Origin of the sequence: Aquimarina aquimarini (assembly GCF_900299535.1) — a bacterium.
Classification (GTDB): domain Bacteria; phylum Bacteroidota; class Bacteroidia; order Flavobacteriales; family Flavobacteriaceae; genus Aquimarina; species Aquimarina aquimarini.
Genome location: NZ_OMKE01000023.1, coordinates 222,100 through 239,916 on the forward strand (window position 1 = coordinate 222,100; position 17,817 = coordinate 239,916).

The 17,817-nt window shown below is 32.6% G+C and carries 14 protein-coding genes; 12 read left to right on the forward strand and 2 right to left on the reverse strand.

The annotated features are described in order from the left end of the window. Positions 1-27: 27 nt before the first annotated feature. The gene (gene lon, locus DG508_RS12160) at positions 28-2,478 is read left to right on the forward strand and encodes an endopeptidase La (protein WP_108868398.1); all 2,451 of its coding nucleotides are present in this window, start codon (positions 28-30) and stop codon (positions 2,476-2,478) included. A 101-nt stretch (positions 2,479-2,579) separates the two neighbouring features. Here lon and DG508_RS12165 read toward each other — a convergent pair whose 3' ends face one another. Together DG508_RS12165 and DG508_RS12170 are read right to left on the reverse strand one after the other, a co-directional pair. Then, positions 2,580-3,095 (reverse strand): hypothetical protein, encoded by a 516-nt coding sequence (locus DG508_RS12165; protein ID WP_108868399.1) that lies wholly within the window; start codon positions 3,093-3,095, stop codon positions 2,580-2,582. 14 nt (positions 3,096-3,109) lie between these two features. Next, positions 3,110-4,036, reverse strand: a complete 927-nt coding sequence (locus tag DG508_RS12170; RefSeq protein WP_108868400.1) for an OmpA family protein — start codon at positions 4,034-4,036, stop codon at positions 3,110-3,112. 344 nt (positions 4,037-4,380) lie between these two features. On the opposite strand from DG508_RS12170, the gene hisG reads away from it, so the two are divergent. The 11 genes from hisG (at position 4,381) to DG508_RS12225 (ending at position 17,715) form a co-directional block, all read left to right on the forward strand. Beyond that, on the forward strand, positions 4,381-5,238 hold the full coding sequence (gene hisG, locus DG508_RS12175) for an ATP phosphoribosyltransferase (protein WP_108868401.1): 858 nt from the start codon (positions 4,381-4,383) through the stop codon (positions 5,236-5,238). A 34-nt stretch (positions 5,239-5,272) separates the two neighbouring features. Then, positions 5,273-6,577 carry a histidinol dehydrogenase gene (gene hisD / locus DG508_RS12180; RefSeq protein WP_108868402.1) on the forward strand — a complete coding sequence of 435 codons (1,305 nt, stop codon included), beginning with the start codon at positions 5,273-5,275 and terminating at the stop codon, positions 6,575-6,577. 11 nt (positions 6,578-6,588) lie between these two features. Continuing rightward, complete coding sequence (hisC, locus tag DG508_RS12185; RefSeq protein WP_108868403.1) at positions 6,589-7,632, forward strand: histidinol-phosphate transaminase; 1,044 nt, start codon at positions 6,589-6,591, stop codon at positions 7,630-7,632. 42 nt (positions 7,633-7,674) lie between these two features. After that, complete coding sequence (hisB, locus tag DG508_RS12190; RefSeq protein WP_108868588.1) at positions 7,675-8,811, forward strand: bifunctional histidinol-phosphatase/imidazoleglycerol-phosphate dehydratase HisB; 1,137 nt, start codon at positions 7,675-7,677, stop codon at positions 8,809-8,811. An 83-nt stretch (positions 8,812-8,894) separates the two neighbouring features. Next, positions 8,895-9,476 carry an imidazole glycerol phosphate synthase subunit HisH gene (gene hisH / locus DG508_RS12195; RefSeq protein ID WP_108868404.1) on the forward strand — a complete coding sequence of 194 codons (582 nt, stop codon included), beginning with the start codon at positions 8,895-8,897 and terminating at the stop codon, positions 9,474-9,476. A 38-nt stretch (positions 9,477-9,514) separates the two neighbouring features. After that, positions 9,515-10,246 carry a 1-(5-phosphoribosyl)-5-[(5-phosphoribosylamino)methylideneamino]imidazole-4-carboxamide isomerase gene (gene hisA, locus DG508_RS12200; protein ID WP_108868405.1) on the forward strand — a complete coding sequence of 244 codons (732 nt, stop codon included), beginning with the start codon at positions 9,515-9,517 and terminating at the stop codon, positions 10,244-10,246. A gap of 58 nt (positions 10,247-10,304) precedes the next feature. Further along, positions 10,305-11,060 carry an imidazole glycerol phosphate synthase subunit HisF gene (hisF, locus tag DG508_RS12205; RefSeq protein WP_108868406.1) on the forward strand — a complete coding sequence of 252 codons (756 nt, stop codon included), beginning with the start codon at positions 10,305-10,307 and terminating at the stop codon, positions 11,058-11,060. An 84-nt stretch (positions 11,061-11,144) separates the two neighbouring features. Beyond that, positions 11,145-11,741 carry a bifunctional phosphoribosyl-AMP cyclohydrolase/phosphoribosyl-ATP diphosphatase HisIE gene (gene hisIE, locus DG508_RS12210; protein ID WP_108868407.1) on the forward strand — a complete coding sequence of 199 codons (597 nt, stop codon included), beginning with the start codon at positions 11,145-11,147 and terminating at the stop codon, positions 11,739-11,741. 176 nt (positions 11,742-11,917) lie between these two features. Beyond that, on the forward strand, positions 11,918-14,683 hold the full coding sequence (locus tag DG508_RS12215; RefSeq protein WP_108868408.1) for a gliding motility-associated C-terminal domain-containing protein: 2,766 nt from the start codon (positions 11,918-11,920) through the stop codon (positions 14,681-14,683). A 5-nt stretch (positions 14,684-14,688) separates the two neighbouring features. After that, positions 14,689-15,606: a PorP/SprF family type IX secretion system membrane protein gene (locus DG508_RS12220; protein WP_108868409.1), complete on the forward strand. Its 918-nt coding sequence runs from the start codon at positions 14,689-14,691 to the stop codon at positions 15,604-15,606. A gap of 3 nt (positions 15,607-15,609) precedes the next feature. Next, positions 15,610-17,715, forward strand: a complete 2,106-nt coding sequence (locus tag DG508_RS12225) for an OmpA family protein (RefSeq protein ID WP_108868410.1) — start codon at positions 15,610-15,612, stop codon at positions 17,713-17,715. Positions 17,716-17,817: the final 102 nt, after the last annotated feature.

Sequence of the window (17,817 nt, forward strand, 5' to 3'; positions counted from 1 at the left end):
ATGACAAAATGACTTTGATATATACCTATGACTAAAACCAAATTTACAACGCTTGACAGTTTGTCATTACAAGGAATTGATGAGGATGCAGAATTAATTCCGTTAATGACACCAGAGGATGAAGAAGAAATAAATAAAGAAGAACTCCCTGAAGTATTGCCTATATTACCTTTAAGAAATACGGTGCTATTTCCTGGGGTTGTGATACCGATTACAGCAGGAAGAGATAAATCGATTAAACTTCTTGATGATGCAAATAATGGAAACAAAACAATAGGTGTTGTTTCTCAAAAAGAAGAAAGTATAGAAAATCCTTCTTTACAAGATATTAATCAAATAGGTGTAGTTGCTCGTATTTTGAGGGTTTTAAAAATGCCTGATGGTAATACTACTGTAATTTTACAAGGAAAAAAACGATTTCATCTAGATGAAGTTATAGAAGAAGAACCTTATATAAAAGCAAAAGTAACAGAAGTTCCAGAGGCAAGACCTGCCAAAAAGAATAAGGAGTTTAGTGCTATAATTGATTCTATAAAAGATTTAGCATTAGAAATTATAAAAGAAAGCCCAACAATTCCTTCAGAAGCTTCATTTGCTATAAAGAATATTGAGAGTGATTCCTTTCTTATTAATTTTGTGTCTTCCAATTTGAATCTTCCTGTAGAAGAAAAACAAAAATTGTTAGAAATCAGTGATTTAAAGAAAAGAGCACTAGCTACCTTAAAATACATGAATGTAGAGTTTCAGAAACTGGAACTCAAAAATGTTATTCAGAGTAAGGTTCAGCATGATATGAGCCAACAGCAACGTGAGTATTTCTTGCATCAACAGATGAAGACAATTCAAGAAGAACTAGGAGGCGTTTCTCATGAAGATGAAATAGAAGAAATGCGTTTGCGTAGTAAGGATAAAAAATGGGACGAAAAAGTAAGTCAACATTTTGATAAAGAACTTGCCAAAATGCAACGTATGAACCCCCAAGTTGCAGAATATTCTATACAACGCAATTATTTAGATTTATTTTTAGACTTACCATGGAATGAGTTTAGTACAGATAAATTTGATTTAAAAAGAGCTAAAAAAGTTTTGGATAAAGACCATTATGGTTTGGATGAAGTAAAAAAACGTATTATTGAATACCTTGCTGTATTGAAGTTACGAAATGATATGAAGTCTCCAATACTTTGTTTATATGGCCCTCCTGGAGTTGGTAAAACTTCATTAGGAAAATCTATTGCAGAATCATTGGGTAGAGAATATGTTAGAATATCCTTAGGAGGTCTTAGAGATGAAGCCGAAATACGAGGGCATAGAAAAACATATATAGGTGCAATGCCCGGAAGGATCATTCAAAGCCTTAAAAAGGCAGGAACCAGTAACCCTGTTTTTGTACTAGATGAGATAGATAAATTATCAGTAGGTAATCAAGGAGACCCATCATCTGCATTATTGGAAGTTTTAGACCCAGAGCAAAATTCTGAGTTTCATGATAATTTCTTAGAAATGGGATTTGACTTGTCTAAGGTTATGTTTATTGCTACTTCCAATAGTTTAGGAACGATTCAGCCAGCACTTCGTGATAGAATGGAAATTATTAATGTTACAGGATATACTATCGAAGAAAAGGTAGAAATAGCAAAGCAACATTTATTACCAAAACAATTAGAAGAGCATGGTCTTGATAAGACGCATATCAAGATAGGAAAAGCACAGTTAGAAAAAATTATAGAAGGATATACTAGAGAATCTGGAGTAAGAGGCTTAGAAAAACAAATAGCCAAAATGGTTAGGTATGCTGCCAAGAATATTGCGATGGAAGAAGAGTATAATGTCAAAATTAGCAATGAAGATGTGGTTGAAATTCTGGGAGTACCAAAATTGGAAAGAGATAAGTATGAGAATAATGATGTAGCAGGGGTAGTGACTGGTTTGGCGTGGACTAGTGTAGGAGGTGATATCTTATTTATAGAATCTATTTTATCTAAAGGAAAAGGAAACCTTACCATTACAGGAAACTTAGGGAAAGTGATGAAGGAGTCCGCAACAATTGCTATGGAGTATATCAAGGCAAATGCTGTTGAGTTAGGGATTAATCCTGATATTTTTACTAACTATAATGTGCACATACATGTTCCTGAAGGTGCTACACCAAAAGATGGGCCTAGCGCAGGAGTAACCATGCTTACCTCATTAGTCTCTCTGTTTACACAACGCAAAGTAAAGAAAAGCTTAGCAATGACAGGAGAAATAACTTTGAGAGGTAAAGTATTACCTGTAGGAGGGATTAAAGAAAAGATACTGGCAGCCAAAAGAGCGCATATCAAAGAAATATTACTTTGTGAAGATAATAAGCGTGATATAGAGGAAATAAAATCAGAATATCTAAAAGGGCTTACATTTCATTATGTAAAGGACATGCAAGATGTATTAAAAATTGCAGTAACAAACACCAAAGTCAAAAACGCTAAAAAACTGTAAAGTTAAATACAGATTTAAATAAATTTTTGACAATCAATAAAAAAAGCCTTCATGATTAATTTATGAAGGCTTTAATTATGTAGTAAAATGGTTAGTGGATACTACTTATTATTAAGCGTTTTTGCTTGTTTTGTCCATTGATCCCTTTCAATTCTACCAGGAAAAAATTGAATAAGTGTGGTTACGGTTTCAATATCTTCGCTGTTGAATTTACTAATTTGATCAAAAGTATAGATACCAATACTGTTTAATTTCTCCTCAATAAAAGGACCAATGCCGCTGATAAGTTTTAAATCATCTTTTTGAGAAGCATCTGCTTTTCCAAAACTATCAAAATTCAATGTAGGAGTCTCGGTTGTATCAACTGCCACACCACCATGATCTCTGGTTTTAATAGCTTTGATGTCAGAATTACTACTCTTCTGACTAGAAAAGGTAGAATTAGCCTTTTCGTAATTTACATTTCTAAGAGCTGCATTTTCTTGCTCGCACTCATCCAATGCTTTTTTGTATTTATTTTTAAGAGCCCATTTTGACAATAACCATCCTAGTAAAAAAGCTAGGAATAATAACAATAATAAGCACCACCAGTTTGCTTCATTAAAAAAATCTAACATAGTTGTAATGTTTTTTAGTTTACGATTATTTCTATTCTTCTGTTTTTTGTTCTATTCTCCTCACTGTCATTAGGAGCAATAGGATTGGATTCTCCTTTTGATAAAGCTTTGATTTTATCTTTAGAAATTCCTTGAGAGATAAGATAATCCCTTACATTATTGGCTCTTTGTTGTCCATACCAAAGATTAGACTCTTCATTACCAATATCATCAGTATGTCCAGTAATCAAAACAGACTTTTCAGAATATTTATTTAGGTAATTTTTAAGCTCAAGAGCATAATTAGATAAGGTAGCATCTGGTTTAAAAGTTTTTTCTCCAAAATTAGAATACAATGTTCTGGTTGCAATGCTTTTTTCTACTTCTATAAGTCTAGATTTATCTAGTGTATTAAATTGTAGATCAATCCCACCATTATAATTACCATCATCAGAATACATATAATCTTTTGGTGTAGCCTGTGTGATGATACGATCTCCATTTACTCCTGCATTGATTAGGATATCTTTGATAAAATTAGCTCTAGAGATACCTAAACCTGTACTATCTTTATTTTCAGTAGTGTTCTCATATCCAGAAATGATTAATTCTTGGTCTTGATGCTGTCCTAAGTAATCAGCAATGTTTTTACTGAACCCTTGAAGAATAGTAGGAATAAATACATCACCATTTGCACTATTAATTTTTAGATTTTCTGGATATGTAAAGACCTTTTGATTTGTAGCATCATTTATATACAACCCTATAGCAGATTTGAGTATTGCAGCAATGCTATCGTCATATGCTTTTTTTGCAAGAGCCTCAGCATCTGGATCAGGTGTTTTTTCGACCAAAGTCGTATTTTCATTTCTATCTATTGCACACCAGCTACATGAATAATACCACCATATTGCAAGCCAGGCAAATAATAGAAAAATAAAGAATGAGAGTAAACTTTTCATATGTTGTTGATTAGTATTGGTTTATTAAAGTTATAAAAATGTTTAGAATCAACCTATTGCAGACTTTAAATTCTATGAAATTATTTAAGGAAAAAAGGTGAATAGCAAAAAATTAAGTTGAAATGCGTGCTGGAAACTATTTTTTTTATAAATTAGCCAAGTATTTAAGAAAAAAATGAAAAATATTTTTGTACATCATCATCATTCTTACATTTTCGCTCAGGCGTGGTAAGTATGATATGTGCATAACACAATACTATAAAAACCCGTTTGAGTAATTCAAACGGGTTTTTCATTTCCTATAAAACTTGTTTTGAATTGGTCAGGCATAATAACAAAAATAGATGTCAAAAATCAGAATTGCCATTCAAAAAAGTGGACGCCTCAATGAAGACTCAGTAAGAATACTAAAAGACTGTGGTATTTCTATCGATAATGGTAAAGATCAACTAAAAGCTCAAACTCGTAATTTTCCTATGGAAGTCATGTTTTTGAGAAATGGGGATATTCCTCAATATCTTAGAGATGGGATTGTTGATATTGCAATTATCGGAGAAAATGTGTTAATCGAAAAAGGAAAAGATATTGCTATAGTAGAGCGTCTTAATTTTTCTAAGTGTAAAGTATCTCTAGCAGTCCCTAAAGATGTTAGTTATAATTCTATCAAAGATTTACAAGGAAAACGAATTGCGACTTCTTACCCCAACACAGTAAACGAGTATTTGGATAAGCAAGGTATTACAGCAGATTTACATCAGATATCAGGATCGGTAGAAATTGCTCCTAATATAGGTTTGGCAGATGCAATCTGTGATATCGTATCTAGTGGAAGTACTTTATTTAAGAACAATCTAAAAGAAGTAGAAGTTATGCTTACCTCAGAAGCAGTACTTGCAGTATCCCCAAAAATAACACAAGAAAATACAAAACTTCTAGAAAAATTACAGTTTAGAATCAAAGCGGTATTAAAAGCCAGAAATTCTAAATATGTATTACTTAATGCCCCCAATGATAAAATAGAAGATATAGTAAAAGTATTACCTGGAATGAGAAGCCCTACGGTATTGCCTTTGGCAGAAAAAGGATGGAGTTCTATTCATACAGTTGTAGAGAAGAATAAATTTTGGGACATTCTAGATGAGTTAAAAGAAGAAGGAGCAGAAGGAATTTTGGTGTGTCCAATAGAGAAAATGGTATTATAAAGATAACTAGTATGTGTTTGATAAATATGAGCAAATGAATAAGATATACAATCCTGATAAAAATTCCTGGTCCAAAATATTAAAAAGGCCTACTCAAACAGTAGCAGATATAGAAGAAATAGTTTTGAATGTTTTTAATGAAGTGAAAAAAGAAGGGGATCAAGCTATAAATAGAAGTACTTTGAAATATGATAAAGTAAATCTGGATACTGTTTTGGTCACATCAAAAGAAATAGAAGAAGCCAAAAAGCAAATCAACAATGATTTAAAAGAAGCCATACAATTAGCAAAATCTAATATAGAGGCTTTTCATATAGCTCAAAAAACACCTATTGTGTCTACAGAGACAATAGATGGTGTCAAATGTTGGCAAGAAAAAAGACCCATTCAAAAAGTAGGTTTGTATATCCCAGGAGGAACAGCTCCATTGTTTTCTACAATTTTAATGCTTAGCGTTCCTGCTAATTTAGCAGGGTGTAAAGAAGTGGTGTTATGTTCTCCTCCTAATAAAGAAGGGAAAATACATCCAGCAGTTTTGTATACTGCAGACCTATGTGGGGTAACCAATATTTATAAAGTAGGAGGAATTCAGGCAATTGCAGGAATGACCTTTGGTACAGAAACCATCCCACAGGTATATAAAATATTTGGCCCTGGAAATCAATATGTAACCGTAGCAAAACAATTAGCAACAAAATTTGGAGTTGCTATAGATATGCCAGCAGGACCAAGTGAATTATTGGTAGTAGCAGATGATAGTGCTAATCCAGCCTTTGTAGCATCAGATTTATTAAGTCAGGCAGAACATGGTAAAGACAGTCAGGTGATGTTAGTGTCTACTTCACAAGATATAATAGATATGGTAGAAAAAGAAGTAAGTATACAATTAGAAGCTTTACCTAGAAAAGAAATAGCCAAGGAGGCAATAACCAATTCAAAACTGATTTATATAGAAGATGATCAGCAAGCTATAGAGTTGATAAATGAATATGGGCCTGAACATTTTATTATATGTACAAAGAATGAAGATTTTTATATAAATAGAATAGAAAATGCAGGATCTGTTTTTATTGGTAATTATACGCCAGAGAGTGCAGGTGATTATGCCTCAGGAACAAATCACACATTGCCAACCAACGGATATGCAAAACAATATAGTGGAGTTAATTTAGATAGTTTTATGAAAGCAATAACATTTCAGAAAATATCAAAAAAAGGAATTCAAAAAATAGGCAAAGCTATTGAGGTTATGGCAGAAGCAGAAGGGTTACAGGCACATAAAAATGCTGTTACATTGAGATTAGAAAGTATTGTATCTGATGTTTTAAGTAATATATAATTATCTAAAAAATGAATAAGCTAGATATAAAACAATTAGTTCGTAAAAATATAATGGGATTACAGGCCTATAGTTCGGCTAGAGATGAGTTTACAGGTGTTGGTCAAGACATGATTTTTTTAGATGCCAATGAGAATCCGTACCAAAATGGAGTAAACAGATATCCCGATCCAAATCAGACAAGTTTGAAAACAATAGTCGCCAAACAAAAACAACTATCAGAGAAAAATATACTCATGGGTAATGGTAGTGATGAAGTGTTAGACTTGATATTTAGAGCATTTTGCGAACCTGGGATTGATAGTATTATTACACTACCTCCTACATATGGTATGTATACAGTATTGGCAAATATCAATAATATAGAAGAGCAACGAATAAATTTAAATAGTGATTTTCAGCCAGAGGTAGAAACTATTTTGACCCAAGCAAATCATACTGCCAAACTATTGTTTATATGTTCTCCTAATAATCCATCAGGAAATTTGATCGAGGTAGAACGTATAGAGAAACTTCTTCAGTCTTTTAATGGAATGATTGTTATTGATGAAGCATATATTGATTTTGCAGATAAAAAAAGCTGGATAGATAGTTTAGATAAATACCCTAATCTTATTGTAACACAAACCTTGTCTAAAGCCTATGGATTAGCAGGTATCCGATTAGGGATTTGCTATGCTTCAGAAGAAATAATAGCGGTATTAAGTAAAATTAAGCCTCCTTATAATGTGAATTCATTAACACAGGAAAAAGCAATAGAAAGAATTGTGAAAAAAGACCAGATTCAAAGAGAAATAACCCTAATACAGCAAGAAAGAGAGAAACTTCAGGAAGCATTGTCAACAATAAATTTTGTGGAAAAAATATTTCAAAGCGAAGCTAATTTTCTACTAGTACGAGTAGATGATGCCAACAAAAGATATGATCAGTTGATGAAACAAGGTATTGTGGTTCGCAATAGAAGCACACAGCCATTATGTGAGAGTACACTTCGATTTACAATAGGAACTCCAGATGAAAACAACAAACTAATAGAAGTGATCAAACAGTTATAAAAATTGATTGAAAGTAAAGAATATAACATGATACATAAACAGATGAAAAAACGAGTGTTATTTATTGACCGAGATGGAACCATTATAAAAGAAACAGCAGATGAGCAAATAGATGCATTCGAAAAAATGATATTCTACCCCAAAGCATTTACTTTTTTGGGGAAAATAGCCCAAGAGCTAGAGTATGAATTAGTAATGATAACCAATCAGGATGGTTTAGGAACAGATATATTTCCTGAAGAAACTTTTTGGCCAGTACATAATTTTATTATCACATCTTTTGAAAACGAAGGAGTACATTTTGATAAAGTTTTTTTAGACAGGACTTTTCCGCATGAAAATGCAAATACTAGAAAACCAGGGACAGGTTTATTAACCGATTATTTTTCAGATGAATATGATCTAGAGAATTCTTTTGTGATAGGCGATCGCTTGACAGACATGGAGCTAGCTAAAAACTTGGGTAGCAAAGGGATTTTTATTAATGACAATACAAATCTAGGTACAGGAGAAATTACTATTGAGCAAGAAGAACTCAATAATTCTATAGCATTAGAAAGTAACGATTGGCAACAGATATATGAATTTTTGAAACTAAAAAATCGAATTGCTGAAATTGCTAGAAAAACCAATGAAACCGATATTTATATCAAGTTGAATCTAGATGGAAGTGGAAAAAGTAATATTGATACAGGGATACAGTTTTTTGACCATATGTTGGATCAAATTGCTCGTCATGGTCAAATGGATCTAGATATCAAGGTAAAAGGAGATCTAGAGGTTGATGAGCATCATACTATAGAAGATACCGCAATTGCCCTAGGAGAAGTGTTTAGTAATGCCTTGAGTAATAAATTGGGAATAGAACGCTATGGTTTTTGTTTGCCTATGGATGATTGCTTGGCACAAGTAGCTATTGATTTTGGAGGACGTAACTGGCTAGTATGGGAAGCAGAATTTTCTAGAGAAATGATAGGAGCAATGCCAACAGAAATGTTTTTTCATTTTTTTAAATCATTTACAGATGGAGCCAAAGCAAACCTTAATATAAAAGCAGAAGGAGTTAATGAGCATCATAAGATCGAAGCAATTTTTAAGGCTTTTGCCAAAGCAATAAAGGTAGCAGTAAAACGAGATCCTGAAAAAATGATTTTGCCTACTACAAAAGGGGTATTATAGATCTGCTTTTGATTAAAATTAAGATTAGAATAAGAGTAAAAAAATAATTAATACATCCCTAAATTAGTTGGGAATATGATAAAATGAAAATAGTAATTATTGATTATGGGGCAGGAAATATCCAATCCATAAAATTTGCAATAGAAAGGCTGGGATATACAGCAATTCTCAGTTGTGATCCAGAAGAAATTATGAGAGCAGATAAAGTTATTTTTCCTGGAGTAGGAGAAGCAAGTAGTGCTATGTATAAGCTAAAAGAATCGGGTTTAGATCTTATTGTTCCTAAGCTAAAACAACCAGTTCTGGGAATTTGTCTGGGAATGCAACTTATGTGTAATCATACAGAAGAAGGAAATACCAAAGGGTTGGGGATATTTGATGTAAATATCACTCGTTTTGGTACAAATGTCAAAGTGCCACAAATAGGGTGGAATCAAATAGAATCATTAAAATCACCATTATTTGATGGAGTAGAAGAAAAAGAATATATCTATTTGGTACATAGTTATTATGCTCCTATTATAGATGATACAATTGCACAAACAAATTATGGAGTAACCTATAGTACGGCCTTACATAAAGATAATTTTTATGGAACCCAATTTCATCCAGAAAAAAGTAGTGATATAGGTTCTAAAATAGTAAAGAATTTTTTGACATTATAAAAATAACAACAATTAAGACTCTGAAAATAAATTAACCAATGAGAATAATACCAGCAATAGACATTATCGAGGGGAAATGTGTACGACTTTCCAAAGGAGATTACGCCACCAAGAAAATATATAACGAAAACCCATTGGAGGTAGCTAAAGAATTTGAAGCACATGGAATAGAGTATCTTCATTTGGTAGATCTAGATGGGGCAAAATCTAAACATATAGTAAATCATAAGGTTTTGGAACAAATAGCTTCAAAAACAAATTTAAAAATAGATTTTGGAGGAGGGTTAAAAACAGATGAGGACCTTAGGATTGCTTTTGAGAGTGGTGCTAATCAAGTAACAGGAGGAAGTATTGCTGTAAAAAATCCAGATACTTTTATAGCATGGATACAGAAATATGGAGCAGGTAAGATTATTTTGGGAGCAGATGCTACCAATGAAAAAGTAGCTGTAAGCGGGTGGCAAGAAGAAAGTGATAAAGAATTGATACCGTTTATCAAAGAATATATAGAACAAGGGGTTTCTTATGTAATTAGTACAGATATAAGTAAGGATGGGATGCTATCTGGTCCTTCATTTGATTTGTACCAAAGAATATTAAGTGAAACAAAGAGTCTTAACTTGATTGCTTCAGGAGGTATCTCAGAATTTGATGAATTACCTAAACTAGAAGAAATAGGTTGCGAAGGGACAATAATAGGTAAAGCGATTTATGAAAATAGGATTACCCCGAAGCAGTTAGAAAATTATATTGTAAATCAAAAGCAGTAAAGCTTTTGTAACCCCCTTGACTAATTAAAAAGTAGGGGTAAAAGATAAAATAAAGCATATGTTAACAAAGAGAATTATACCTTGTTTAGATATCAAAAATGGGCGAACAGTAAAAGGAGTGAAATTTGTAGGGCTACAAGATGCTGGAGATCCAGTAGAGCTTGCAGAGGTGTACTCAAAAGCGGGGGCAGATGAATTGGTTTTTTTAGATATTTCGGCCACCGAGGAAAAGCGCAGAACCTTGGCTAATCTAGTACTTAGAGTGGCAGAAAAAGTAAATATACCTTTTACAGTAGGTGGTGGGATTTCTTCTATTAAAGATGTTGATGTTTTGTTGCAAAACGGTGCAGATAAAATATCCATAAACTCCTCAGCCGTCAAAAATCCTAAATTAATTAATGATCTGGCAGGGAAATATGGTTCACAATGTACTACTGTTGCTATTGATGCAAAGCAGATCAATAATAAATGGAAAGTACATTTGGTAGGAGGAAAAGAACAGACAGAACTGGATTTATTTATTTGGGCAAAAGAGGTGCAAGAAAGAGGGGCTGGAGAAATATTATTCACTTCAATGGATCATGATGGCACCAAAGATGGTTTTGCTAATAAAGCATTATCTAAGTTGTCAGAAGAGCTTACTATTCCAATAATAGCCTCTGGAGGAGCTGGAAATATGCAACATTTTGTAGATACATTCAAGAAAGGGAAATCTGATGCGGCATTGGCAGCAAGTGTTTTTCATTTTAAAGAAATAAAAATAATGGATTTAAAAAAAGAATTGAAAGACAACAAAATTCCTGTAAGATTATAAATCAAGAACATCTTATTCAAAAAATGAATGAGTTGACTAATAAAACTATAGTACAAAAACCATCAAGATAATTTTATAACTATTATGAAGATAAATTTCAACAAAAATAATGATGGATTAATTCCTGCAATTATTCAGGATGCATCTACCAAGAATGTACTTATGCTTGGGTATATGAATCAAGAAGCATATGATAAGACAGTAGAAACTAAAAAAGTCACTTTTTTTAGTCGAACCAAGAATAGATTATGGACCAAAGGAGAAGAAAGTGGTAATGTTTTGAATTTGGTGACTATAAAAAATGATTGTGATCATGACACACTATTAATTACTGTAAATCCCAATGGACCAACCTGTCATAAAGGTTCAGACACTTGTTGGAGTGAGGAGAATAAATCTTCATATGGATTTTTATCAACGCTTGAAGAGGTAATAAAATCAAGAAAAGAAAATTCGGATGATTCAACATCTTATGTAGCCTCATTGTTTAAGAAAGGAATAAATAAAGTAGCGCAAAAAGTAGGAGAAGAAGCAGTAGAAGTGGTTATAGAAGCAAAGGATGATAATGAAGACTTATTTTTGAATGAAAGTGCAGATTTGTTATTTCATTATTTAATACTTCTACAAGCAAAAGGCTATACATTAGAAGATGTTGTTAAGGTGTTAAAATCAAGATCGTAACTTTTGTATTTGCAGAAACGTTAAAAAAAAGTTAATGCATTATGAAGGTAGAATGTAATATATATATTTGCGGCCATATTATCCCACCCTAATTATACATCTTACAAGTATACTGTAAAATGTAAGAATGTATCTGTATGTCATTTTTTTTATAATTTAAAATAAAGTACACAACGTTGAAATATTTTGTAAAACTGCTACTGGCCATACTAGTTCTATGTCTTGTTACCCAATTGGGATATGCTCAATGTAATCTTGGTTTGATTACTATAGAACAATGTGATATGGAAAATGTTGATTTTGATACTGATGGATCTCCAGACGGTATTATTAATTTGTATCAAAAATCAGGAGTTACTCCTCAAGCAGGAGATGAATGGGAGTCTACTGGTATGGAATCAGCCTCTTTTGCCCTTGATAATATATCTGGAGAAGTCCGATTATGGAAGCTTAGAAATGCTTCCGATCAATATTTCTTCACTTTAAAAAATAATTCTTGTGTATCAGGAGAAAGAGTTGTTGTACAACTTTTTTTAGGACCGTATGCAGGGATTCCTGCCACCACTGGTTTTTTTCCTGTTTGTGATACCAATGACGATTGTTCTGTAGGAATTGAAATCGATTTGGATTTATTTGACACCTTAGAATCTAGGCAAGGAGAGGCGTTACCTCATTTGAATGGAGTATGGGAGTATACAGGTAGTTTACCTGCTTCTGAGTATATCTTAGATGGTTCTAGTTTTGGAGCTACTATAGCAAAGAATAATGGTTTTCCTATAGATAGTAAGGATTTTACTTTTAGATATACTGTTGGTGGTGTGGGTACTTGTGCTACAGAAGTAGTAAATGTAAAAATAACCATAGTAAGACCTGTGTCTGCAGGTTATGCTTCTGAATATAATATTTGTGAAAGTGATATAAGTACTTGGGATCAAGTAATTGATCTTAGAGATGATCAATATCTTAATCAAGAAGATGATGGAGGAGAATGGGATCAAGATGGTCAACAAATTACAAGCCCAACAGATTCGCAAATTAATGTAAAAGAGGTGTATGATGCTTTTTTGGCCTCACCACAAAATACGCCAGGCTATGGGTGTGTAGCTTTTTTATATACTTATAGAGTAGGTAGTAGGTCTCCAGTTTGTCTAAGTTCAGAAGCAACAGTAGTATTCAGAATATTTGAAGAATTAAAACCATTTCAACAAAAATCTCCTCCTGAGGAGGTTTGTCCAGCTTCAGATACAAGAGAACAAATGGACTTGTTTGATTTACTTGAGTTTACTCCTAATTATATATATACGAATTATTCTGCTTGGACCTTAGAAAGTAGGCCTGTAGGAGCTACAGATTTAAATCTTCAGCTTAATACAGATGGCGCTCTAAGTACTGAAGAACATTTAGGTAAGATAGACCTTAATGATGCTATTCCAGGAAGGTATGAATTTAGATATACTGTTACTCCTGATAAAGATTGTAGTGCATACGGGATTCAAACGCTATACGGAGGTTCGGTATGTAGTCCTTCGCTAAATGATTCTAACCCGTGCTCTAGCTTGTCTACATTGGTAATCTTAGATGTTCTTGATTTTAATTATGCAGGAGAAGATACTTCTGGAGTTCATTTGTGCGAAACATTTAATAATGGCGAGGTTAGTTTACGAAGTCTATTGAGAGATAATGGAAGTTCAATCGCAACAGGTGTTTGGACTGATACTAGTAATGGAGGAGTAGTGGTAAATGATATTTTCACTCTTCCTTCTGGTATGATTACTCCTCAGAATTTTTCGTTTACACATACAACAACTCACCCTTCAGGATGTTCTGATAGTGCAATACTTGAGTTTTCTGTATATAAAGAACCTGATGCAGGAGAAGATGCAACTGGAGTTGTGTGTTCTGATAATCGTAAGGTAACTCTTTTTAGTCTTTTAGAGGGAACCCCTGATCCTACGGGAATATGGACAGGTCCATTCGGGTATGTTTCTACAGATCATTTAGGTGTTTTTGATATAAATGACTATACACTTCCTATTCTAGGAGAAGGAGATTATATTTATACTGTATCTGGTAATTTAGGGTGTAATACACCAGATGAATCTGTTGTCTCGATTTCTATTGTAGAACCTGTTGTGATAGGTAATGATAGAAGTGAAACTTTTTGTAAAATTGATGGTAGTGTGAATCTATATTCTTTGTTGGATAGAGATACGCCAAGAACTGGAGTATTTGAAGATACAGATAATACAGGAGCTCTTAGCCAAGACGGGATAGTTAATTTTGAAACGCTTACCAATAATATTTATAATTACAGATATGTGCTTGAAAATGCATTACCATGCGATCAATCATCGTTGAATGTTGCAGTTCAGATTGTTGATCTACCAATGCCCGTTGTACCAACGCAAGAATTTTGTATTCTAGATGCGGCAAAATTAGAAGATATAGAAGTAGATGTTCTAAATTATAACTGGTATGAAACGCAAGAAAGTGAAATGCCTATAGTAGATAATCCGATACTTTTGGATAATCAAAAATATTATATAGCTACGGTTGATACTGATAATTGTGAATCAGAACGTCTCGAAGTTTGGATAAAAATCCTCAATACAGGAGAAAGATTTACAAATGGAGAGTTATGTACCTTAGATTTTCAAGATGGAGTCTCTCCTAATGGAGATAATCAAAATGATACGTTTGATTTATTGATAGAAGGGGTGTATAATATTCCAGAAGCATTTCCAGAGTATGATCTTAAAATTTACAACCGATATGGTAGCCTTGTCTATGAAGGAAACAATAATACAGATGAATTTAGAGGAGAAAGTAATGTGTCTGTGCGATTAGGAGATGACTTACCATCTGGAATATACTTCTATATATTCACTCCCAATTTTGAAAATAATTTACCAATACAAGGAAGTTTCTATTTAAGTAGATAAAACCAATGAATTTAAAAAGAATTTTTATTATGTGTATGGTTTTCTGTTCAATAACCTATGCACAGCAAGACCCACAATACTCACAGTATATGTATAATATGAGTACTGTAAACCCAGCTTATGCTACTGGTCAGAGTGGTTTGATTTCAACAGGACTTTTGTTTCGTAAGCAATGGACAGGTATAGAAGGGTCACCGCAAACAGCAAATGTGTTTGCTAATATTCCTATGAGTGAGAATATTGAGTTAAGTGTAAATTATGTGAATGATCGAATAGGTGATGCGATACCAGTAAATAACAATTATGTAAATGTTGATTTTGCTTATATAACAAGAATTTCTGAGCAAACTAGATTATCATATGGATTAAAAGCAGGGATTAATAATTTGAAAATAGATCCTTCTGGTTCTGATGTTGCATCAGATCCTGCATTTATTGATAACACATCCACTACGCAATTAAATATAGGGGCAGGATTGTATTTGTTTACACATAATTTTTATGCTGGGATTTCCTCTCCAAACTTGCTTCCTAGTGATATCGATATTGATGGTGTTGGAGTGGCTCAGACCAAAACACATATATACGGTGTAGCGGGGTATGTTTTTGATTTTGTAGATGAGGTAAAATTAAAACCATCTGTAGTAATTAAACAGGTAGTAGATTCTCCTCTAACTTTTGATCTCTCTCTTAATTCATTGATTTATGATAAATTTGAATTAGGAGTGTCTTACAGGTATACAGATTCTTTTATTGCCTTGGCGGGTTTTAATATTACACAAAATCTTAAAATTGGCTATTCTTATGATTTTAGTGTTAGTGAGTTAAGTGGATATAATAATGGTAGTCATGAAGTTGCACTACTATTTAATTTTGATCTCCTTAACCTTAGTAATAAATATTCTTCACCAAGATTTTTCTAGACGATGAAAACCAAAATAATATTCACACTAACCGTATTACTTGCTCAGGTTGTTTTTTCACAAGGAAAAAGTAGGGCAGATCGTTTTTTTGAAAAAGGAGATTATATCAATGCTGCGATGCAGTATGAAGAGGAGTTAAATCAACAAGGATATACAAAGCATATTCTTAATCATATAACGACCTCATATTATAATACATATCAGTTTAGAAAAGCATATAGATACTTAAAGGTGCTTACTTCTGGTAAATTTTATGATAAAGATAAATCATATGATAACTCTTATAATTTTATGATGTTTCATGTGCTCTCTGCACTAGGTGAATATGAAAAATCTATAAATTATCTTTCTCTATATAAAACTAATCTAGGAATACAAGAGTATAATACCTCTAGTGCTATTTCTGTAATAGAAGATTTCAAGTTAAAAGAAGATGATTATACAATAAAAAGAACTCGTTTTAATTCTGAAGCTTCAGAGTTTGGAGCTGTAAAAAAAGGAGATACATTATATTTTACGACAGATAGAAACCCTAATAGTCTTCTGGATAAAAACTATAAATGGACTCATCGTCCTTTTTTAGATATATATAAAGTTGGTGTAGGAAAGGATAATATTTCTACTTCTGAGGTAGAAGCTCTTTCAAAAGAAATCAACTCCAAATTACATGAAGGTAATTTTTGTTTTACTGCAGATGGTAATACGATGTATTTGTCTAGAAGTAATTCTGAAAAAGGAAAAAAGAAATTTGATAGTATTAGACATAATGCCATTCATTTATATAAAACTACAAAAGAGAATGGAAAATGGAGTTCACCACAAAAGTTAGCATTTAATAATGTGAATTACTCTATAGAGCACCCAGCACTGAGCGAAGATGGTTCTAAGTTATATTTTAGTTCAGATATGCCTGGAGGCTATGGTAGTTTTGATATTTATTATGTTGATGTGAATGAAGATGATACGTATGGCGAACCTGTAAACCTTGGTTCTGTTATTAATACAGAGAATAGAGAACAATTTCCATTTATATCTACAGCTGGTAATTTGTTTTTTTCTTCAAATGGTCATCTTGGTTTAGGGATGATGGATATTTTTGTATCAGAAAAACAAGAGACAGATTTTGCTACCCCTATCAATTTAGGGGCTCCAATTAATTCTAGTTACGATGATTTTTCTCTTACGTACTATAATGAAACAGATGGTTTTTTTGCCTCTAATCGTAAGAAGATGTCAGACGATATTTATTCGTTTTCTCAAGTAGGTAATATTTTCCCTCGTGAATATCGAGCACGATTTGAAATCAAAGACTATGCGACAGATAATTATATAGCAAACTCTAATGCTGTTTTATATGATAATGATAACAAAAAAATATATGAGAGTCAATTGGATACAATAGCATCTTTTGATTTACAGATTTTTCCAGGGAGGTATAATTTTAAAGCCTCGGCAGAAGGGTATAAAACAAGAACTAAGCCTTTGGTGATAAAAGAAAAAGAAGAGGAAACTTATGTGATTTATTTGGATAGAGAAATAAATAAAGAAAAAGAAGAAGATGTGTCAATTACTGAAGAGGATAGAAGGGTTTATGATCGGGTAAAGGTAAATGACAGTGTGCGTATAAAAGAAATAACGAGAATTAATGATTCTGATTCTAGTAGTAAAAAGAAAGAGATTGAAAAAATCAAATTAAGAGATGTTCTTTTGGCGGATAAAGATGGGCCACCAGTTATAGAAAAGAATGGAAAGCTTTATTTTGATATGCCACCTATTTATTTTGATTATGATAAATGGAATATTCGAGCTGATTCTAAAAAAGTACTGGATAAATTAGCATTAAAATTAGAACGTTATAAAACGGTTTATATAAAAATAGCATCACATACAGATAGTAGGGGTACAGATTCATATAATCAGGTTTTATCTACAAAAAGAGCAGAGTCTACGCGTAATTATCTCGCTTTGGTAGGGTATGTAAATGCTAGAAGGATGCAATTTGTTGGTTTTGGAGAATCAGAACCTCTTATAGATTGTGATAGTAAGGTCTGTACAGAAGAAGATCATCAAACTAATAGAAGAAGTGAGTTTGAAATTATTAAGTATTAAAAACAACTGAATATAGATGTATATAATCTTTTGTTTTCTAATAAATTAAATTGTATTTTTGCACTCCTTTTTAGCGGATAAGAGGATTAAAAAGGGTGTAGA